Genomic DNA, 21,779 nt, shown 5'->3' on the forward strand with positions numbered 1-21,779 from the left:
ACTTCTTAGTTAGTCGCGCAAACCGGCAACATCGGCCTCCCATACCCCACCTGGAGATCAGGCCAGCTGCAGCTTCAAGCCAGCACCAGTCGCCAGCTCCGCAAAATTCGGAAAGGAGGTCGCCACGTTGGCGCAATGGAGGATGCGAATTGTATCCTTTGCACGCAGGGATGCCACTGCAAATGCCATGGCAATACGGTGATCACCGAGACTGTCAACGGTTCCACCAGAGAATACAGCCCCCTCCCGGACACCCTGAATTACAATGCCATCAGGCGTTGCCTTGGCCTCCACCCCCAGCCCAGCCAATCCATTTGCCATTGCCTGGATGCGGTCACTTTCTTTAACCCGCAACTCCTCAGCCCCCGTCAGTACTGTCTCACCCTCCGCACAGGCAGCGGCAATAAACAATACCGGGAATTCATCTATTGCCAGGGGCACCTGATCTTCCGGGATACGGATACCTTTCAGTGGCGCATAACGCACATGGATATCTGCCACTGGCTCGCCGCCCACTTCGCGGACATTCACCAACTCAATATCAGCCCCCATAGCCTTCAAGATATTAATCACACCATCACGTGTCGGATTGATTCCGACATGCTCCAGCACAATATCCGATCCTGGAGAAATAGCCGCAGCCACCATAAAGAAGGCAGCAGAAGAAATATCTGCCGGCACATCAATACGGCAGGCCTTGAGCGTACCGCCACCCCCCAGGGTTGCCTGGGCACCATTTCGCTCCACCGAATATCCAAACCCTTGCAGCATACGCTCGGTATGATCGCGGGTAGGCGCCGGCTCTACAGTAGACGTTGCGCCATCTGCGTAGAGTCCCGCAAGCAGTACTGCGGATTTCACCTGGGCGCTGGCCATCGGCAATGGGTAGTTAATTCCCTCCAACTGACCACCACCTTTGATTACCAGAGGCGGCCGCCCTTCCGGCCCGGTTTCAATTTTCGCCCCCATCTCACGCAGAGGATTAGCCACCCTGTTCATAGGGCGCTTGGACAGGGATTCATCTCCGGTCAAGGTCACATCGAAATCCTGCCCGGCGAGCAAGCCCGCCAGCAGGCGCATGGAGGTACCAGAATTCCCCAGGTACAGCGGCCCCGGCGGCACCTTTAAGCCCCGCAAGCCGACCCCATGAATAGTTACCCGGCCATCGTGAGGCCCCTCTATAACCACCCCCATATCACGGAAAGCCTGCAAGGTTGCAAGCGCATCCTCCCCCTCAAGAAAACCCTCCACTTCTGTGACACCCTCCGCCAGGGAGCCCAGCATAATGGAGCGGTGAGACATGGATTTATCCCCAGGCACCCGTAACCTGCCAGTGACAGTGGCCGCGGGCTGCGCGATAAAAGTAATTTCCTGTGCTTGCATAGAATCTGAGTACGCTTGTTTCGCCAACATTTTTGTGAAGTGATCCCGGGCCGCTTTGGCACGGGTAAAGACACCCATAAGCGTTGCGCTATCGCCGCAGGCGATGGCACCGCGCAGGGAAGAAAGGTTGAGGCTGTAGAGATCTATTGCCTTTAAAATGGCATCCCGGTTAGCCAGCATAATATCGCGCCACATCACCGGGTCACTGGAAGCGATACGGGTAAAATCACGGAAACCACCAGCGGCATAGCGGAAGATATTTTCATTTTCCGCATCGTGGGCAAGAGTATCTACAAGGCTAAAGGCGATGACATGCGGCAGATGGCTAGTTGCAGCCAGCACCTCGTCATGCTCCTCTACCGGCATTTTCAGCACCTCGGCACCCACCGCATGCCATGCCCGCTCTACCAACCGTAAGTGCTCCGTACCGGTATTCGGGAGCGGGGTCAGGATAATACGGTGATCGCGGTAGAGATCATCCCGTGCCGCCGTCACACCACTCTTTTCGGAACCCGCTATCGGGTGGCCCGGCACCAGGAAATCCGGTACTCTCCCCCACACCCTCTCTGCCGCCCTGACCACACTGCCCTTAACACTGGCACCATCAGTAACAGTGATACCATCAGGCATTAACCCTTTAATCTGTGCAAATACAGATTCCACCGCGAGCGTGGGTACTGCAACAAAAACCAGGTCGCCAGGTTCTAACTGTGGCAGGACATCCTCAAGGCGTGTACTGGTGCGATCGACAATGCCCAACTTCCTGGCATCCTCACAGGTGCTCTCTTCAAGAGCGACACCGATCACCTCGCGACAAACACCCGCGGCTTTTAGTGCGAGCGCAAAACTACCACCAATAAGACCGACCCCAACAACCAGCAGTCGGCCAATTTGCGCCTGCCCCATCACAACACACCGCGAGGGTAGGAACCGAGCACCTTCAAGTCAGAGGCACAGCCCCCAATTTCCTTCAGGGCTGCGGCAATGTCACCAATATCCCGGTGCCCCTTGAAATCGATAAAGAATACGTAGGTCCAATTCCCGGACTGGGAAGGCCGGGTTTCTACCCGGGTGAGATCAATATCGTAACGACGGAAAGGCTCCAGCAGGTCGTGCAGTGCACCCGGCTCATTACGCATGGATACCATCAAGGAGGTCTTATCATCGCCACTAGCAGGGACCTGCTGGGTACCAATAATCAGGAAGCGTGTGGAGTTATCCGGGCGATCCTCAATTTTTTCCGATAAAACCTTCAGGCCGTACAAGCCAGCGGCCATATCGCCGGCGATAGCCGCGGCATTCCACTCACCTTTGACACGCTTCGCTGCATCGGCATTACTGGAAACTGCCACCCGCTCCACATTGGGATAGTGTGCATCTAGCCATTTCCGACATTGCGCAAGGCTCTGCGCATGAGAATAAATACGGGTAATGGATTCCGGCCGGGTTACATCCGAAATCATCAGGTGATGATGAATCCGCAGCTCTACCTCACCGCAGATACTCAGGTTGGAATTCATAAAATTATCCAGGGTGTGATTGATCACGCCCTCGGTAGAATTCTCCACCGGCACTACGCCATAGCTCACCGCACCGGCCTCAACTTCACGGAATACCTCATCAATAGCTGCAAGTGGGCGACTCTGGGCGGAATTGCCAAAATGCTTCAGTGCGGCCTGCTGGGTAAAAGTACCCTCGGGGCCAAGGTATGCCACCTTAACCGGTTCCTCTAACGCGAGGCAGGCGGACATAATCTCGCGGAATAGTCGCGCCATTTCCTCATCGGTCAAGGGGCCCGGGTTACGCTCCATAGCCCTGCGCAACACCTGCGCCTCCCGCTCGGGCCGATAATACAGCGCATCCTCACCTGTCGCCTTTTTCACCACAGCGACTTCCAGCGCACAACGAGCCCGCTCACTAATAAGCTGTGCGATTTCAGCATCGATGCTGTCTATACGATTGCGCAGCTCCAGCAGACGCTGGTCGCTACTTGCAGTTTCCTCTGTCATCCGGCTTTCTACTTTCCTGTGAATTCATCAATATTCTTTTGGCTTTCTAACCCCGGCGAGCCTCAAAATCCGCCATAAATGCCACCAAGGATTCCACCGCCTCCAATGGAACTGCGTTATACAGCGATGCACGCATGCCGCCGACGGAACGGTGCCCTTTCAAACTCAACAGCCCAGCCTCCTCAGACTCTTCCAGGAACAGCTTGTCGAGACCGGCGTCAGCCAGCACGAAGGGCACATTCATGCGCGAACGACTACCCACCTCCACCGGACTGGAGTAGAAAGCACTGTTATCCAGGAACTCATAGAGCATCTTGGATTTAAGGTCGGCCTGAATCGCCATCGCTTCAACGCCACCCTGGGCTTTAAGCCACTGGAAAACCAGACCGGATAAGTACCAGGCAAAAGTGGGTGGCGTGTTATCCATAGAACCGGCATTCGCCGCCACCTTCCAGCTCAGGCTACGCGGAATATTTTCCAGTGCGCGATCAAGCAGATCGTCCCGAACCAGGGCCACAGCGATTCCCGATGGGCCAATATTTTTCTGGGCACCAGCGTAGATCACTCCAAATTTTTCCACCGGAATCGGCTGCGACAAAATATTGGAGGACATATCGGCCACTAAAGGACAGTCCACCTCAGGCACATAATCAAACTCCACCCCGCCAATAGTTTCATTGGGGGTATAGTGCAGGTAGGCCACATCACGGCTCTGCTGCCAGCTATCTGCTGAAGGCGCATAACTGAAATTGCGATCTTCGCTGGAAGCGATCACATTCACTTCACCATAGCGCCGGGCTTCCCGAATTGCCTTGGCCGCCCACTGTCCGGAGTGAATAAAGTCTGCTTTCTTCGATCCCGCACCTAAAAGGTTCCAGGGCACCGCACTGAATTGCCCTGTAGCGCCACCCTGCAGAAAAAGCACCTTATAATTTCCAGGCACATTGAGCAGGTCGCGCAAATCCTGTTCAGCCCGCTCTGCCACCTGCACAAACTCCGGCGAACGGTGACTGACTTCCATTACCGAGCAGCCGAGACCACTCCAATCGAGCAGTTCCCGTTGCGCCTGCTGCAGTACCGGCTCCGGCAACGCGGCAGGGCCGGCACAGAAATTAAACTTCCTCATGACCTAACTTCCAGAAAACAATAAATGGTTTCAAATACAACTAGATATGCCGACGCAAAAACCGCCTTTGGGGGAGACAGATATCACGCTTTTAGGCATTTTTTAGGGTGCCAAAGGCAAGAAAGGCCGCGATAAACGCAGCCTTTCTTATTGGTATCGAGAGGTGGGTCACTCTTCCCCACCAGTTTCTTCACCATCGTCTTCGGTCTCCTCGATACGCCCGAGGTTGACAAGCTTTTCACCGCTCTTGAGGCGAATCACTCGCACCCCCTGGGTGTTGCGTCCAAGGACAGAGACCTCATCGACACGGGTACGCACCAGCGTGCCCTGGTCAGAAATCAGCATCATCTCTTCACCCGGATGCACCTGACAGGCCCCAACCAGCGCACCATTGCGTTCGCTCTCTGCAATTGCAATCACGCCCTGGGTACCGCGTCCCTTTGTGGGGAATTCACTAATAGCGGTACGTTTACCGTAACCGTTTTCAGTGGCCATCATCACGGAGCCTCCCTCTTCCGGAATTACCATGGCAATAACCTGCTGCCCCTCCTGCATACGGATACCGCGCACACCTCGTGACACACGTCCCATGGAACGAACATTGGCTTCGGAGAAGCGTGCGGCCTTACCAGCACTGGTGAACAGCACTACGTCGCGCTCACCATCAGTAACGGCAGTTGCTACCAGGCGATCGCTCTCTTCCAATTCAATCGCGCGCAAACCGACGCTACGCGGGCGGGCAAAAGCAGTCAGCGGTGTTTTCTTCACAGTGCCATTGGCCGTAGCAAAGAAGATAAAGTGGTCCTCATCATACTCAGACACCGGCATCAGACTACTGATGCGCTCGCCCTCTTCCAGGGGCAGCATATTGACCATTGGGCGCCCGCGGGAGGCGCGGCCGGCAGTAGGCACTTCGTAAACCTTAAGCCAGTACACCTTACCCTTGTTAGAGAAGCACAAAATGGTGTCGTGCGAATTCGCGATCAGGAGATGCTCGACAAAGTCCTCATCTTTCACCTGGGTCGCCGACTTACCCATACCACCGCGGCGCTGGGCCTGGTAGTCGGTTAGAGGCTGACTTTTGGCGTAACCACCGTGGGAGATGGTCACCACCTTGTCTTCCGGGGTGATCAAGTCTTCAACAGTCAGGTCCTGACGAGAAGCCACAATATCGCTGCGGCGTTCATCGCCAAAGTCTTTTGACAGCTGCTCCAGTTCCTCGCGAATCACCTCCATCAAGCGCTCGAAACTACCCAGGATATGCAGATATTCGGCAATCTGCTCCAATCGCTCCTGGTATTCCGCCAGCAACTTGTCATGCTCCATGCCTGTCAATCGGTGCAGGCGCAATTCAAGGATTGCCTGGGCCTGTGCGGGAGACAGATAGTAGGCACCATCCTCACGCAGACCAAACTCTTTCGGCAGATCATCCGGACGGCAGGCATCAGCACCGGCACGCTCCAGGAACTGCTCCACATTCCCCACAGGCCACCCCTTGGCCAGAAGTGCCTCTCGGGCATCCGCTGGAGTGGAGGAGGATTTGATCAACTCGATCACCGGGTCAATGTTGGCAATCGCAATCGCCAAACCTTCCAGGATATGGCCCCGCTCACGCGCCTTGCGAAGCAGATAAACGGTACGGCGGGTAACCACTTCCTGGCGGTGGCGCACAAAGTGCTCAAGCAGCTCTTTAAGGTTCAGCACCTTGGGCTGACCATTGACCAGCGCCACCATATTGATGCCGAACACACTCTCCAGCTGGGTCTGGGAATAGAGGTTGTTGAGGACCACGTCACCCAGCTCGCCGCGTTTCAGCTCGATCACAACCCGCAGACCGTCTTTATCGGACTCGTCGCGCAGCTCGGAGATACCCTCGATCTTTTTCTCTTTTACCAGCTCGGCAATACGCTCAATCAGGCGCGCCTTGTTCAGCTGGAAAGGGATCTCGGTAACAATGATGGTCTCGCGGTTAGTCTTATCATCGCGAATAACATCCGCTTTGGCACGCACGTAGATACGCCCGCGGCCAGTGCGATATGCCATCAGGATGCCAGCGCGGCCATTGATGGTTGCGCCGGTGGGAAAATCCGGCCCGGGAATATGCTCCATCAGATCATCGACGGACAGCTCAGGGTTTTCAATCAAGGCCAGGCAGGCCTTGATCACCTCACCTAAATTATGCGGAGGGATATTAGTGGCCATCCCCACTGCGATACCAGAAGAGCCGTTGACCAGCAGATTCGGCACGCGTGAGGGCAACACCTCCGGCATCTGCTCGGAGCCATCGTAGTTATCGACAAAATTAACGGTTTCTTTATCGAGGTCAGACAGCAGCTCGTGGGCCAACTTGTCCATGCGAATCTCTGTGTAACGCATGGCCGCCGGGCTGTCCCCGTCGATAGAACCGAAGTTACCCTGGCCGTCCACCAGGGTGTAGCGCATAGAGAAGGGCTGGGCCATACGCACTATGGTGTCGTATACCGCGGAATCCCCATGCGGGTGGTATTTACCGATTACATCACCAACGACACGCGCTGACTTTTTATAAGGTTTGTTCCAGTCGTTTTTAAGCTCGCTCATCGCGTAGAGCACACGACGGTGTACCGGCTTGAGGCCATCGCGTACATCCGGCAGTGCGCGCCCGACTATCACACTCATGGCATAGTCGAGATAAGACTGCTTGAGTTCTTCTTCGATATTAATCGGAGAGATTTCTTTGGCTAATTCGCCCATGGCTTACGGCGTTCCTTTTATAGCGCGGGCATGTGTACTGAGCCCGGATAAGCGGGCGATTCTAGCATAGTTTGACGCCGTTGGAGGGGCTGGAGGGAATGCTAGTAACCCCTACCTCAGGCCCCGGTTGCCGCAACTGTGCTCTACCGCTAAAGTTGAAACCACTTTAACCGCCGCCAATGAGCGCCCATGCCCCAATCCGTAGACACACTGATTCACGCACGTTGGATTATTCCAGTGATTCCCGAGCAAAAAGTGTATGAAAATTGCTCTCTGGCCATCGAACAAGGGCGAATCACCGCACTAATGCCCTCCGCTGAAGCCAAAGCACGCTTTAAGGCGAGTCAGGAGGTGGACCTCAATCAACATGCACTGATTCCAGGCTTGATTAATACCCACAATCACGCCCCCATGACCCTGTTGCGTGGCTACGCCGATGACCGTCCTCTAAAGGAGTGGCTGGAGCAGCATATCTGGCCAGCGGAACAACGCTGGGTCGGCCCGGAATTTGTTGCCGATGGCAGTCGTCACGCAATTGCCGAGATGCTGAGATCGGGGACAACCACCTTTTCCGACCAGTATTTCTTCCCTGAAGCTGTTGCCATTGCCGCTCGGGAGAGCGGTATCCGGGCCCATATCGCATTCCCTATATTAGATGCACCAACTCCCTGGAGTCGTCACAGCGAAGAGGCGTTACACAAGGGATTGGCCCTGCGCGACGATTACCGGGCACACGAGCGTATTGAAGTCGTATTCGCCCCACATGCTCCCTACACGGTAGGGGACCAGACTATGGAAAGGATCGCCATATGCTCCGCAGAGGCACAGATCCCTGTACAGATACACCTGCACGAAACCCATCAAGAAGTGGAAGCCGCCCTTGCGGAAAATGGTGAGCGCCCAACAGAGAGACTACTGCGCCTTGGTCTGATGGGCCCGCAAACCCTCTGTGTACATATGGTCGCCACAAACGATAGGGATATCGAATTACTGAGCACAAGTGGCGCTCACGTAGCACACTGCCCCTCCTCCAACCTGAAATTGGCATCAGGCTTCTGCCCTGTGACAGAGATGCTTGATGCCGGCATCAATGTTTCACTTGGTACCGATGGCGCTGCCAGCAATAACAGCCAGGACTTACTTGCCGAGGCCAATACTGCAGCATTATTGGCAAAAGCAGTTAGCATGCGAGCCACCGCTCTGCCCGCTCACCAAGCCCTGGCAATGGCCACTATCAACGGCGCCCGCGCCCTGGGAATAGAGGAGATCACCGGGAGCCTGGAGATTGGCAAAAGTGCCGATATTGCTGCTGTCGACCTTGGAGGCCTTGAACAACAGCCCGTGCATGACCCCATATCCCAGCTGATTTATACCGGCGGGGGCCACAATGTAAGCGATGTGTGGGTGACAGGCAGACAACTCTTAAAACAACGCAGGCTGCAGACATTAAATGAAACAGAGGTAATCCAGCGAGCCCAACTGTGGCGTGATAGAATCGCCGGCAATTCGCGCTAAGCGCGAAATGATCCCAGTGATCCAACAGCCGGTACTTGCCGACTAATAGCGACGGAGTTTGCAAAGAAGTTAATGAGTAATGTAGATCCCGCAGAAATCGCCAAATTTGAGCAACTCGCCAGCCGCTGGTGGGATAAAGAAGGCGAATTTAAACCCCTGCATGAAATCAACCCTCTACGCGCCAACTATATCGATGGGCATGTATCGGTCGCTGGTAAAAAATTGCTGGATGTTGGGTGTGGCGGTGGAATCTTAACAGAATCCATGGCGCAAAGAGGCGCCGACGTTACTGGGATCGATTTGGGAGAGGCGCCATTGAATGTCGCCAAGCTGCATGCACTCGAAAGCGGTGTGAATGTGGATTACCGACGGGTCGCTGTCGAAGACTTGGCAGAAGAAATGCCGGGTAGCTTTGATATCGTTACCTGCCTGGAAATGCTTGAGCATGTACCTGACCCATCGTCGGTAATCCGCGCCTGTGCAAAACTGGCCAAGCCCGGCGGTCACTTGTTTTTTTCAACGATTAATCGCACCCCCAAAGGCTGGCTGTTCGCAGTAGTGGGAGCGGAATATATCCTACGCTTACTACCCAAAGGCACCCATGAATACAGCAAGTTCATCCGTCCATCTGAGATGGGCACTTGGCTGCGGGAGGCTGATTTGGAATTGCGCGATATAACCGGCATGACTTACAACCCGGTAACCCGTTCTTACAAGCTGAACACGCGTGACGTCGACGTCAACTACTTGATGTATGCCGGCAAACCCGAGTAAGCGGACGATAAAATGAAAGCTGTTTTATTTGACCTGGATGGGACACTCCTCGATACCGCTCCAGACTTTATTGTTGTACTCAACCAGCTGCGACACCAGGAGCAACTGCCCCCACTCCCAGATGAAATAATCCGCGGCACTGTTTCTAACGGTTCCCGTGCGCTGGTAACACTGGGATTTGGCAAAGAGGAAGGTGACCCCGAATTTGGCAGTCTGCTTCAGCGCCTGCTGGACCTGTATCTCGCTCATCTCGCAGAGCAGACAGCACCTTTTCCAGGCATTGAAGCCTTACTGGATACGCTCGTAGATAACAGGATTCCCTGGGGAATTGTAACCAATAAACCCGAAGCATTTACGCTGCCTCTGATGCAGGCATTTGAGCACCTGCCACCTGCGGCTGCCGTGATCTGCCCCGACCATGTGAGCAAGACAAAACCAGACCCGGAACCCATATTCCTAGCTTGCAGCCAAATTGGTTGCGCCCCTTCTGAAGCCGTTTATATTGGTGACCATAAGCGCGATATTATTGCAGGGCAACGTGCGGGTATGCCCACTATCGCCTGCAGCTACGGCTACATCGATGCTTCTGACAATCCAGCCAGCTGGGGTGCAGATCATCTGGTCAGCGCAGTTGACGAGATTTGGCCACTGCTAAGGCAACACTATATTTAACCTTCGAAGTAGTGCCCGGCTCTAATGCCGGGCGACAGTATCAGGATTATTCATGTCAGAATTTGCCGGCGACTATGTTGCGCCCTCTAACCTGCTCAAAGATAAAATAATTCTTGTATCTGGTGCTGGTGATGGCATCGGAAAAACAGCAGCCAAGACATTTGCCGCCCATGGAGCAACCGTAATTCTTTTGGGGCGCACCACGCCTAAGCTGGAAATGGTCTATGACGAAATAGAGGCCGCTGGCGGACCGCAGCCGGCCATATTCCCGATGGACCTGAACGAGGCTCGCATTGAAACCTTTGAAAACCTTGCCGAGGCAATCGACCAGGAATTCGGCCGCCTTGATGGACTCCTACACAATGCCAGCCTTCTCGGCCAGCGCACACCACTGGCAAGCTACAATTTCGCCACCTGGCAAGAAGTTATACAGGTAAACGTCAATGCTACATTTGGGCTGACCAAAACCTTACTGCCGCTTCTGGAAAAGTCTGAAGCTGGATCAATAGTATTTACCAGCTCCAGTGTGGGTTTAAAGGGAAGAGCCTACTGGGGCGCTTATTCGGTATCAAAGTTTGCTACCGAGGGATTGATGCAGGTGCTGGCGGATGAACTGGATGGCGTGTCAAATATCAGAGTAAACAGCCTGAATCCCGGCGCTACCCGAACGTCCATGCGCGCCACAGCATATCCGGCCGAAAACCCCAAGTCTGTCGTAGCCCCAGAGGAAATTATGCCTACCTATTTATATCTAATGGGGGCAGACAGCCGGGCGCATAGCGGCAAGCACTTCAGTGCACAAAAGCGCTGAGCTCACCAAGCGATCAATAATAAAACCGGGCAGAGCCCGGTTTTATTATTGTATTGGGTAACGTAATGAATCAGCCTTTGCGCTGCCCTAGGGATACTTTATCTGACTCACCCTCTTCGCCAGCCCCCTCATCTGGGCTCACATGCTCTGGGACATCGGCAAAAATGTCTCCTTCAAACTCCATCATTTCACCACCTCCGAGCATCTCGGGCTTTTTACCGCCCTGGCCATTGATATCAAAGTGGCTTTGCTGAGCTCCCTGGCCTTGCTGGGACTGACTGGCTGCCAAGGCGAATGCTGTATCCGAAACCGAGAGTCGCACGCCCTCATAACAAAGATAAGTTGCCACAATGGCTAGTGAGATTACTGGAGTTATCAGACCTTTCATTTTCCACCCCTGGATAGTTTTAATTTATAGCATTCTTCCAATTGATAAATGGATGCTCATGGCCGAGTTTGCTAAAACAGCGCCTGAATACCCTGTCAGCTAAAAGCTAAAAGCTAAAAGCTAAAAGCTAAAAGCTAAAAGCTAAAAGCTAAAAGCCAATCTAACTTTGCATTGAGGTTATTTTTTCACGCTGGTTCCATTAAAAGCGTGAAAGTCCGCACAAATTCAATTGTCCGGCCCTACCAACTCGGGCAGAATAAAACTAATAATTAGCAATAGCGTGTATGACAAAATTATGAAATCTGTTCTTGCAATTGTCCTATTCACCCTGCTGACAGGCAGCGTCTACGCAAACTCCATAAATAAACAACTCAAAGCATGCTCCGAAATCATGCAGGATAGTGACCGACTGGTTTGCTATGACGGGCTCAGCAACTCCCTCGAACAACGCGCAGAACAGGACTTTGGCCAGGAGCTGAAGCAGGTCTCGGAAGCTCCAGAATCCATTGAGGCAAAAATTGCCAATATACAGAAAGGTGCCTACGATAAGAAAATTATCACGCTGGATAACGGCCAGATCTGGAAGCAAAATGACAGTGCACGCACGCACTGGAGTTCCGGTGACCGGGTCACGGTAGAGCGCGCATTGTTTGGCTCCTTTTTCATGAAGCTCGCAGATGGTGGCCGCAAAATGCGGGTAAAACGCCTGAAATAACCCCCTCTATGCCCCAGGGGCAGAACCATCCCAAATGGCTGCCCTCCCCTCCATTAGTAAACCCCAGCAATCAAAACTTTTCAGTCACCGATAGAAAGGCGCGATAATCAACTTTCATCTATTGTTAAGGTGAAATGGGCGCCATAGGCTGCCCTGAGAGACTGAAAAATACATATCGTTCACGCAGTCAACAGAAGGTTAAGCACTTGTCCCGAGAAAACTTCTACTCAAGGGATGAAGACTGGCTGAAGGATACAGACAACACCCTCTCCGATAACTGCTCCAATGCAGATGATCGAGACCAGGCAGCTGATGCTGGACCCGATGTCGAAGAGATTCATTCAGTTGGGGAACCGCTCTCAGAGAGTGGCACCACCCCCATGCAGAGCTATTTAAAGCACTTATATCGCTTGCAGCTGCTCACTCCCGAAGAGGAGCACAGCACCACCTGCCTGCTCCGGGACTTGGAAGACAAATTGATTATCATCTTGCAGCAATATGGCACCCAGCTGGTGCAATTACGCAGCGAAGGTGTCGAGCAGCGAGGTAGTACAGGCGCCTACGATCATGGTCTGATTATAGAGCGCACCGAAGTTTTACTGACCCTTGACCATCTATCACGCCGGGAGCGCAGCAGACTCGGCGGGGTTCTGAAGCGCTTTCAAAAACAGCGCAAGAAACTGATTCAGTGCAATCTGCGCCTGGTGATCGCCATAGCCAAACGCTTCCGCAACCCATCGGTACCTTTTATTGATCTTATCCAGGAAGGCAACGTCGGCCTAATGAAAGCCATAGAGCGCTTCAAACCACAGATGGGTTACCGTTTTTCCACCTATGCCTATTGGTGGATCCAACAGGAGATCCAGCTGGCATTGCGCCGCAATGAAGACCTGGTTCGACAGCCCGCCAACGTTCAGGATGATCTTCGGGCTATTTACCGCGCGATTGGCGAAGTCCGCGCCCTGGGGCTGCCCGCATCCGATGAGAATCTTGCCAAGCAGACAGGCTTGGATCTGGAGCGCATCCAAAGCCTGCTGAAACTACCAGGCCCCACCGGTTCCCTGGACGACCCGGTTGCAGATGATCAAAGCAGCACACGACTTGATTACGCTCCGGCCGATGAGCTCTATAACACTGACGAACTGGTAACCAACCAGGAATTGGCGGAGCGATTACGCGAAGCCGTTGCACGACTGCCCGCTCGACAAAGAACTGTATTAAATCTTCGTTATGGCCTGGTATCCGACAGAGACTGTTCTTTTCGGGTTATTGGTGAGCAATTGGGGCTTAGTCAGGAGCGCGCACGGCAACTGCATTCCGACGCACTTCGGCAACTGAAACGGCAATGGCGCTGAAATAAAGGAAGAAGTTGATGGCAAGCCTTCTCTCTAGAGCTTGCCATTGACCCCTTTGTCTCTAGTCTTAATACAGCTCAATCAGTAAACGCCGCGAAGTTATGTATAAATCAGTGGTCTTCTATACGGGCCGCAACACACTTAAATGTTGCGCACTCTTTTTTACTTTTGGATTTTTAATACACTCCACCGCTTCCGCAGAATCAGAATTCATTGCTAGCGCCGGCAAAGGGCTGGGAAGTGACTTGATGCAAGTACACTCTATCTCAACCGCAGAAATGGCAGGCCTTAGCTACTCCCACCTGCTCGCATCATCCAACCTGGCCAATCATTTCTGGCAGTGGTGGGGACAAAGTAGCTACTCCTTTATGCGGATAAAACACCTTAACGAACATCAGCAACAAAATATTATTGAATTTAAACCCCTGCTGCGCTGGTATCCACGTAATGAACCCCGTGGTGGATTCGGAGAAGCAGGTGTGGGTGCATCCTATTTGAGCCGAGAACATTTTGGTGACATCAGGATGAGTACAAAACTCAACTTCGCACTGCATTTCGCCCTGGGATATCGTTTCTCCGGTGGCCATACCCTATCATTGCGCTACAGCCACTTTTCCAATGCCCGGACTAACACCCCCAATCCCGGTTTTGACTTTGCATCACTGAATGGCCATTTCAGTTTCTAGCCAAGCCGACAAATCCATTATGTGGATGCATCTCGCAACTCACGATAAAGATTAATTGTCTGCTTTACTAAATCTTCATGGAAAAAACTGTGCAATCCGGCTTTCAAGGGACGATCGGTTAAAGCCAGGCCGACTTCAGATAAGGCATCTGCTCCACCACGCTCTATCACCCCCTGAGAAAAACAGTGCGTCAATACGTCCCCCGCACAGGTATCCTTATACGCTACCACCGGACAACCCATTGCAAGTGCTGCCATAGCGTTTTTGCCACAGGAGTCCAAAGGGCGAGCAAGGCTGAATAGCAGCTGTGATGAGGCATACAATTCACGCATATCCCGGCGTGCACCGAGGAACAGTACCCTCCCCTCCAAACCCAACTCCTGGACTTGCAGCTCCAGCTCACGGACATTGCGCAGATCACCCTCCTGCTGCTCTCCAACAACCAGGCCGAAAATATCCTCTCGTCGATCTGCCGCATGCGCAAGCCCTTTAAGAAAAGCTCCCAGCTCTCCATCCAGAGATAAATCCCCCGAAAACAGCCACCAGTTTTTTCCCTCCAGTTGAGGGTAACTATTAAGCAGACGTAGATGCCACTGCCCGGAAACCGGTTTGCTGCTATCAAACTCTTTCGCGCTAATACCCCTAGGAATAACACAAGCTGGAGCAGCTAACTTCTCGCCATAATGCTCCTGTAATTGGCCTGCCACTCCACTCGAAGCTGCTATCACACGCTCTCCCGAAATCAGCCCCATATCCCGACGACTGGGGGGCTGTATACAATCGGCATGGGTTACCAGGCCGGGACGACTCGTTTCGTCCATACTCCGCCAAGCTCGCCAAACCAGTAGAGCGGCCAACCGGCCTTGTACGTGTACAATATCCGCCTGCAACCCGGCTATGGTCTTAGCCAGGCGCCGTACAAGTCGCGTAGTCAAAAATGGCTTCTTGTTTACAGGCAGCTGTATGTGCTTAATGCCATGTAACTCAAGACGCGCGACCAATGCCCCTCCAGCCGAGATCACAATGGGCTCACACCCCTGCCGGGACAATTCTTGAACAAAATCCAGTGCGGCCTTTCCTGTATCACCAGGCTCCAGTTCAGGCCAAACTTGTACGATTCTCAAAATGGTTACCGCGTCAATGAAGCAAAATGACTATTTTGGATCTCACAGATCCAATTTCCCAGTAAATTCCGCACAAGCTTGCATCAAAACCAACTTGCACGGCCAATTTGCCTATACCTGAGTCACCAGTATGAGTAAGACTCTCCAGAGTGTTAGTATTCACTGGCTAAAATAAGATCAGGGAAAAGCAATGATACATCGCTACTTGTCACAATTGACCGCACTATTTTTTTTGTTGGCTGTCGGCATCGTAAATGCCGCAGAAACAGATCAGGGCATATTCTGGAAAGCTACTAAGAAAAATCAAACCGTCTATCTACTTGGCTCTATACACTTGGCGACTGAAGACTTCTATCCCATGCGCCCTCAGATTGAGCACGCCTACGCCAAAAGTGATGCCATTGCCGTAGAGGCGGATATCCTCGCTGCAGAAGGCGACATGCTGCTACAGCAAAAAATCATGATGGAGTCTGTTTACCAGGGCGACCGCAGTCTGCGCGACGACTTGCCTCCCGAAATTTACAAACAGCTACAGGCGTGGATGCAGAAACACAACATGCCAGAAGCAATGTTTGTTCGCCAGCGCCCTGCAATCGCCATGATTTCGATGAGCATGATCGAAATGCAGGCTCACGGCCTCAACCCGGAATTAGGCATAGATCGCCACTTTCTACAGAAAGCCAAGAAAGATAAAAAAAAGGTAGTAGAGCTGGAAGGAGTTCTACAGCAGTTCCAGTTACTTAACGGTTTGGATAACCCAGCACTCCTGCTACAGCAAACACTAGAGCAACTGGAAGATATTTCCAGCTTCCTGCCCAAGCTTACCAAAGCCTGGAAAGCCGGTGATGAGAAGTCCCTGAACCAGCTAATTATTCTAGACGGGCTCAAGGAAAATCCTGAGTACAAGCCCTTATATGACAAGCTATTTTTTCAGCGTAACGAAAACATGGCCGAGAGGATCGTCATAAAAGCGCCAAATTACCAGTCCTTGTTCGTTATCGTCGGGGCTGGGCATCTGGTGGGTGAAGGTAGTGTTGTGGAACTACTGAAAAAAAGCGGGTACTCATTGGAGCGTATCTAGCGCCAACCTAGCCCATCAAACAGTATATTGGTATCAAAACGATTTCTTACCCCTAGCTATCGGTTTAGGCACCGGAATCGCCGGTTTCCGCCAGCGATTCCTCTGATCCTTGAAACAGCATTTCAAATAATCAAGCGATCATTGACAGACACGACCTGTCCCATCTCCGAGATAACTTTTCTATCCACACTTGCTAAGCTGTAGCAATACGCCGCCCTGATAACAATAGCTTTGACATGGACTGTCATATGAAGCGCTATAGCCTGTACTGTGCCCTAGCTAGCGTAATTTTTTCCCAATCCGCTGTTGCCGATAAAGATGAAGCCGATAAAGCTGAAACCGAAGGAGGGCTGAAAATCGTTTCTGGGGATGGCAATTTCTCCGCAGAGCTTGGCGGTCGTATACATTTTGACACCTATATTTTTGACAAAGACGACCGCTTTTTTTTTGATGATGACCCATTTTTCTTTGGTAGAGAAGAACTCCTGATCCGCCTTAGAAACATTGAACGTCCGGTCAGCACCACAGACTTCCGCCGTGCCCGCTTAGCAATGAGAGGGAAGCTGTGGGAGTGGGAATACAAATTAGAGCGAGATTTTTCCTCTAGCGGTACTGGCGGGCTTAGGGATGTCTACCTTGCCACTGAAGTTTTGAACGGTAAACTTTATATTGGAAACTTTAAACCCAGCCGCTCCCTCAGTGAATTAACCAGCTCTAATCAGACCACCATGATGGAGCGTGCCTTTACTGCAACTCCAGGTATTTATAGAGATCGCGGCCGGCAACAGGGGATTGGCTGGTACGCACACTGGTGTTGCCATACATTTGGTATCAACCTATTTAACCTGCGCAACCCAGGAGACCCCCGCAACGAGGGGATAGGTGCTGCAACCAGGTTAACCTGGGCTCCAATCAATGAAGACGAAGTTAAAACTCTGCATCTTGGCGCATCACTGAGCTATGAGGATGCCAAACAAAACACCCTTCCACGTACAGCTCTAGTAGCCTATGCCGGGCGGCGCGGTCCGGAACAACTAATTGCAATAAGTCCCGGCGGGCGCGATCTCTTTTTTGGGGAATTTGGCGATGAAGAGTTTTATCTCGGTAACTCAGAAGGGGATGTGTCGATACTAGGCCTGGAATTAGCCGGAACCTACGGGCCATTTTTTGCCCAATCGGAGTACGCTTTAGGCAAATTTTCTGGCGGTATATTTCTCTCCGAATTTACTTTTGTAGATTTTTTTGGCGCTCCCCCAAACTTTTTTTGCGACCCGTTTACTGGCTGCTTTATTGGAGACCAGAGTGTTCACACGTGGTATATCATGGGCAGCTGGGCTGTAACAGGAGAACACAAGCCCTACGACACAAAAGACGGTGTTTTCAAATCTATTAAGCCCACCCCGCCTATAGGGGCTTTTGAGTTGACCGCACGGTACGACACCATCGAAAACAGGGATATTCCAAATATGAAAGCAAGTAACTTTATTTTCGGGTTTAATTATTATTTCAATCCCAAAGTACGCCTAATGTTGAATGTAACCCTGGGAAATAACGATTTTATAGACGACAAAACCAAACAATTCGCCATTCGTATGCAGGGCCGTTGGTAAACAGGACAATAAACTTTCAATTAAGCGACTCTTAAGAAAAGAGTCGCCCCCTGCAAAAAATTATCCTACCTGTTGAGCGTTAGCAGGATCAAAAATTTCCACCTCAGTGGACCGCTTGATATCAAGTACAGGGCTTTCGAAACGCTCGAGCGCCAGCTCACGCTGATGCCTGACCTTTACCAGGTTAGCCTCTTTTACATGGCCATAGCCGCGAATTTCCTCAGGGTAGCTGAGTAAATCGATAGCAGCAGTATGGTTCTGTGCATTCAGCTCACCCACTACCTTATCGACCAATTGCTCATACTCACCGATCAAGGCTCGCTCCATCTTACGCTCAGCAGTATATCCAAATATATCCAGTGCAGTACCGCGCAGGAATTTCAGCTTGGCCAGAACACCGAAAGCCTTAAACATCCAGCCTCCAAACTTCATTTTGCGCGGGTGCCCTAAAATCTTGTCGAAACGGGCCAATAATGGCGGAGCCAGGTTGAACTCCAGTTCAAACTCTCCACTGAAATTTTCCTGCAGGGCTTGAGTAAAGCGCCCATCGGTATACAGGCGTGCCACCTCATATTCATCTTTGTAAGCTAACAGCTTGGCGTAATTACGTGCGACAACTTCCGCAAGCTTCAGGTTACCTGGCACCTTGAGCACTTCCGCAGCCTTCACCTTATCCACCAGATTTTGATAGCGCTGCGCCAGATCTGCATTCTGGTAACCAGAGAGGTGCTTAACCCGGTGAGCAACAATTTCTTCCAGTCCCTGCGGCAGCGCAACTGGCGCCTGATCGTGAGCAAGTAATTTGCTTAAGGCCCTGGAATCAGCAGCAGCAAGGCGACCTGTGGCAAAACCCTGTAAGTTACCCTCTACCGCAACGCCATTCAGCTCAATTGCCTGCAACAATGACTCCTGCGAAAGCGGCAATAATCCCTTCTGCCAGGCAAAGCCCAGCATAAAGATATTCGCGGCCAGGGTATCACCCAAGGCCGACTTGGTAAGTCGGTGCGCCTCTACAGACTCCAACTCACGAACAGCGCTACTCAAAGTATCCAGAACTGCCTGGGGTGAATGTGCATCTTCACGTCCCAAAACGGTAGCAGCAGTTGGGCTGAGATGGGTATTTACTACCGCGCGACTGTGGGTTTCATCCAGCTTGGCCAGGCAGGCAGCAAGATTGCCCGCAGCAATCAGGTCGCAGGCCATCAGCGCATCAGCACGGCCATCAGAAATACGTACTGCCTGTAGTGCATCAGGCTTTGCTGCAAAGCGGATGTGGGAGTAAACCGCCCCACCCTTTTGAGCGAGACCAGTCTGATCCAAGGTACTACAGGCCTTGCCCTCAATATGGGCCGCCATCGCCAGCAACGCACCAATAGTAACAACCCCAGTACCGCCTACGCCGGTTACCAGGAAATTAAACGGCTGACTCAAAGATGGCAGCTGTGGCACTGGTAATTTGTTCGCCTCAGTGCGCAATACATCGCCAACACCAGCCCCTTTTGCCAGGCGCCCACCCTTTACCGTGACGAACGAAGGGCAGAAACCATTGACACAAGAGAGGTCCTGGTTACAGCCAGTCTGGTTAATGCGCCGCTTATCCCCCATGGCAGTAGAGACTTTTTCCACTGCGATACAACTGGACTGCTGTACACAATCACCGCAACCTTCACACACCAGCTCATTGATAAACGGGCGCCCCTCAGCCTGGGGCAACAGGCCGCGCTTGCGTTTGCGGCGCAGCTCGGTGGCGCAGGTCTGGTCATAGATTATTACCGTACAACCTTCGACCTCGCGCAACTCCTCCATAACTGCAGGCATGTAATCTCGGTGGCGAATTTCCACTTCGGAGGGAAAGGACAAGGCACCCTTATATTTATCCGGGTTGTCCATCACCAGCACAACTTTCTGCACCCCTTCAGCCAACACCTGGCGACAGATCATATCCGGCGCCAGCTCACCGTCATGGGGCTGGCCGCCAGTCATGGCAACCGCATCGTTAAACAGAATTTTGTAGGTAATATTCACCCTGGCGGCGACAGATGCGCGAATGGCCAGGATACCGGAATGGAAATAAGTGCCATCCCCCAGGTTTACGAATACGTGTTTTTCACTGGTAAAAGGCGCTTGTCCAACCCAGTTGACGCCCTCGGCGCCCATCTGGGTAAAAGTATAAGTCTCGCGATCGAGCCACTGGGCCATATAGTGGCAACCAATCCCGGCAAGTGCTCGACTCCCCTCGGGGACTTTAGTCGAGCGGTTATGGGGGCAACCGGCACAGAACATGGGCAGGCGTGAAACACTGGAGCCAGCCTGCTGGGAAATTCGTTCCGCCAGAGCATTGAGCCGCATCAGGCGATGGCGGCCGCTTTCACCCAGTTTGTCATCACCCAGCACAAAACCCAGTACCTGGGCAATTATCGCCGGGGAGAGCTCACCGTAAGCCGGCATCAGTGGCTGGTCGTGCTCATCTACCTTACCCAGAATACGCGGGAAATGAGGGTCTTTAACATGGACGTTGTACAGCTCCTCTTTGAGCTGAACTTCCATCAAGCTGCGCTTCTCTTCAAGCACCAGCAGAGTATCCAAACCGCGAGCGAATTCCTGAATACCGGGCACATCAAGGGGGTAAGTCATGCCTACCTTGAGAATACGAATACCAAGCTGTTTGGCCTGGCCTTCATCGATCCCCATATCTTCAAAAGCCTGCATCAGGTCCAGGTGGGCTTTGCCCGTAGTAACGATCCCCAGGTTGGCCCCGGGATTTTCCAGCACGACTTTGTTCAGTTTGTTGGCGCGGGCAAATGCCAGTGCTGCTGGACGCTTGTACCGCCAAAGGCGCTCTTCCTGCTCCAGGGGATTGTCCTGCTTGCGAATATTGAGTCCGCCCTCGGGGCGCTCGATTTCCGGATAGCTGAACTGCACACGTTGAGAGCCCACTTCCACTGTGGCGGAGCTGTCCATATTCTCCGCCAGGGTAATCATCGCCACCCAGCAACCGCTAAAGCGGGATAGTTCCAGGCCGTAATGACCATAATCCAGTACCTCCTGCACTGTGGCAGGGTTAAGCACTGGAATATGCATATCTACGAAAGCGAATTCCGACTGCCCCGGATAAGAGGAAGACTTACAACCGTGGTCATCGCCAGCCACTATCAAGGCACCACCTTTAGGAGAGGAACCCGCCGCATTTGCATGGCGGAAGGCATCGCAAGAGCGGTCTATCCCCGGCGTCTTGCCATACCAGATACCGCAGACGCCTTCCACTTCAGCCCCTTCGAACAGGCCCACTTGCTGGGAGCCCCATACCGCGGTGGCGGCCAGCTCTTCGTTTACACCCGGTTGGAAGCGAATATTGTTCTGCTCCAACAGTTTCTTGGCACGGGACAGTTGCAAATCGTAGCCACCCAGCGGAGAGCCTCGGTAACCAGAAATAAAAGTCGCGGTATTGAGACCGCGGGATTGATCCATACGCATCTGGTCGATCGGCAGGCGCACCAGCGCCTGGATACCAGAGAGAAGCACACGGCCTTTAAGGATGGTATAGCGATCGTCCAGGGATATTTGCTTCTTTACCTGGGTGTCCGCCGCGCGCTGGGGACTGGTTACGTTATCAGTCATACACCTAACTTCCGGTCGTTTATTCTTCTCGAAACTCGGTTCGAGTTATGAGTCATTATTCTTCCGAATCGCCTCGTATCAGCAGCCGGATGCCCCAGTCGTGATCGGCCCGAAGGGTCCCTAGGCGGGCAATCACAAAAAGCACCCATCCTGAGACGGATTGGTCAGGTCATACTAGT

At 52.6% G+C, this 21,779-nt stretch carries 16 protein-coding genes; 9 read left to right on the forward strand and 7 right to left on the reverse strand.

Going from position 1 to position 21,779, the window contains the following annotated elements:
• Positions 1–57: 57 nt before the first annotated feature.
• The 4 genes from GL2_RS21065 to gyrA form a co-directional block, all read right to left on the reverse strand.
• Positions 58–2,289: a bifunctional prephenate dehydrogenase/3-phosphoshikimate 1-carboxyvinyltransferase gene (locus tag GL2_RS21065; RefSeq protein ID WP_143732677.1), complete on the reverse strand. Its 2,232-nt coding sequence runs from the start codon at positions 2,287–2,289 to the stop codon at positions 58–60.
• On the reverse strand, positions 2,289–3,392 hold the full coding sequence (gene pheA, locus GL2_RS21070; RefSeq protein ID WP_143732678.1) for a prephenate dehydratase: 1,104 nt from the start codon (positions 3,390–3,392) through the stop codon (positions 2,289–2,291). Before pheA ends, GL2_RS21065 begins: the two co-directional genes overlap by 1 nt.
• 46 nt (positions 3,393–3,438) lie before the next feature.
• Complete coding sequence (gene serC, locus GL2_RS21075) at positions 3,439–4,518, reverse strand: 3-phosphoserine/phosphohydroxythreonine transaminase (RefSeq protein ID WP_143732679.1); 1,080 nt, start codon at positions 4,516–4,518, stop codon at positions 3,439–3,441.
• 168 nt (positions 4,519–4,686) lie between these two features.
• A complete protein-coding gene (gene gyrA / locus GL2_RS21080; RefSeq protein ID WP_143732680.1) occupies positions 4,687–7,251 on the reverse strand; it encodes a DNA gyrase subunit A in 2,565 nt (854 codons plus the stop codon).
• A 189-nt stretch (positions 7,252–7,440) separates the two neighbouring features.
• On the opposite strand from gyrA, the gene GL2_RS21085 reads away from it, so the two are divergent.
• The 4 genes from GL2_RS21085 (at position 7,441) to GL2_RS21100 (ending at position 11,023) form a co-directional block, all read left to right on the forward strand.
• On the forward strand, positions 7,441–8,766 hold the full coding sequence (locus GL2_RS21085) for a TRZ/ATZ family hydrolase (RefSeq protein WP_143732681.1): 1,326 nt from the start codon (positions 7,441–7,443) through the stop codon (positions 8,764–8,766).
• A 72-nt stretch (positions 8,767–8,838) separates the two neighbouring features.
• A complete protein-coding gene (gene ubiG, locus GL2_RS21090; RefSeq protein WP_143732682.1) occupies positions 8,839–9,540 on the forward strand; it encodes a bifunctional 2-polyprenyl-6-hydroxyphenol methylase/3-demethylubiquinol 3-O-methyltransferase UbiG in 702 nt (233 codons plus the stop codon).
• Positions 9,541–9,552: 12 nt separating this feature from the next.
• Positions 9,553–10,212, forward strand: a complete 660-nt coding sequence (locus GL2_RS21095) for an HAD family hydrolase (RefSeq protein WP_143732683.1) — start codon at positions 9,553–9,555, stop codon at positions 10,210–10,212.
• Between the two features lie 52 nt (positions 10,213–10,264).
• Positions 10,265–11,023, forward strand: a complete 759-nt coding sequence (locus GL2_RS21100; protein ID WP_143732684.1) for a YciK family oxidoreductase — start codon at positions 10,265–10,267, stop codon at positions 11,021–11,023.
• 70 nt (positions 11,024–11,093) lie between these two features.
• On the opposite strand, the gene GL2_RS21105 is transcribed toward GL2_RS21100, so the two are convergent.
• Complete coding sequence (locus tag GL2_RS21105) at positions 11,094–11,411, reverse strand: hypothetical protein (protein ID WP_143732685.1); 318 nt, start codon at positions 11,409–11,411, stop codon at positions 11,094–11,096.
• 295 nt (positions 11,412–11,706) lie between these two features.
• On the opposite strand from GL2_RS21105, the gene GL2_RS21110 reads away from it, so the two are divergent.
• From GL2_RS21110 to GL2_RS21120, 3 genes are all read left to right on the forward strand, one after another.
• On the forward strand, positions 11,707–12,126 hold the full coding sequence (locus GL2_RS21110) for a hypothetical protein (protein WP_143732686.1): 420 nt from the start codon (positions 11,707–11,709) through the stop codon (positions 12,124–12,126).
• A 206-nt stretch (positions 12,127–12,332) separates the two neighbouring features.
• Positions 12,333–13,481, forward strand: coding sequence for an RNA polymerase sigma factor RpoD/SigA (locus GL2_RS21115; RefSeq protein WP_143732687.1), 1,149 nt, complete (start codon positions 12,333–12,335; stop codon positions 13,479–13,481).
• 248 nt (positions 13,482–13,729) lie between these two features.
• Positions 13,730–14,167 (forward strand): acyloxyacyl hydrolase, encoded by a 438-nt coding sequence (locus GL2_RS21120; protein ID WP_232053704.1) that lies wholly within the window; start codon positions 13,730–13,732, stop codon positions 14,165–14,167.
• Positions 14,168–14,184: 17 nt separating this feature from the next.
• On the opposite strand, the gene GL2_RS21125 is transcribed toward GL2_RS21120, so the two are convergent.
• Entirely contained in the window at positions 14,185–15,291 is a 1,107-nt protein-coding gene (locus GL2_RS21125) for a glycosyltransferase (protein ID WP_143732689.1), read from the reverse strand.
• 190 nt (positions 15,292–15,481) lie between these two features.
• Here GL2_RS21125 and GL2_RS21130 point away from each other — a divergent pair, with 190 nt between their 5' ends.
• Entirely contained in the window at positions 15,482–16,372 is an 891-nt protein-coding gene (locus GL2_RS21130; RefSeq protein ID WP_143732690.1) for a TraB/GumN family protein, read from the forward strand.
• A 248-nt stretch (positions 16,373–16,620) separates the two neighbouring features.
• Positions 16,621–17,982: an OprO/OprP family phosphate-selective porin gene (locus tag GL2_RS21135; RefSeq protein WP_143732691.1), complete on the forward strand. Its 1,362-nt coding sequence runs from the start codon at positions 16,621–16,623 to the stop codon at positions 17,980–17,982.
• Between the two features lie 60 nt (positions 17,983–18,042).
• On the opposite strand, the gene GL2_RS21140 is transcribed toward GL2_RS21135, so the two are convergent.
• The gene (locus GL2_RS21140; protein WP_143732692.1) at positions 18,043–21,600 is read right to left on the reverse strand and encodes an indolepyruvate ferredoxin oxidoreductase family protein; all 3,558 of its coding nucleotides are present in this window, start codon (positions 21,598–21,600) and stop codon (positions 18,043–18,045) included.
• Positions 21,601–21,779 lie beyond the last annotated feature (179 nt).

The organism is Microbulbifer sp. GL-2 (genome assembly GCF_007183175.1).
In the GTDB taxonomy this organism is placed as follows: Bacteria; Pseudomonadota; Gammaproteobacteria; order Pseudomonadales; family Cellvibrionaceae; genus Microbulbifer.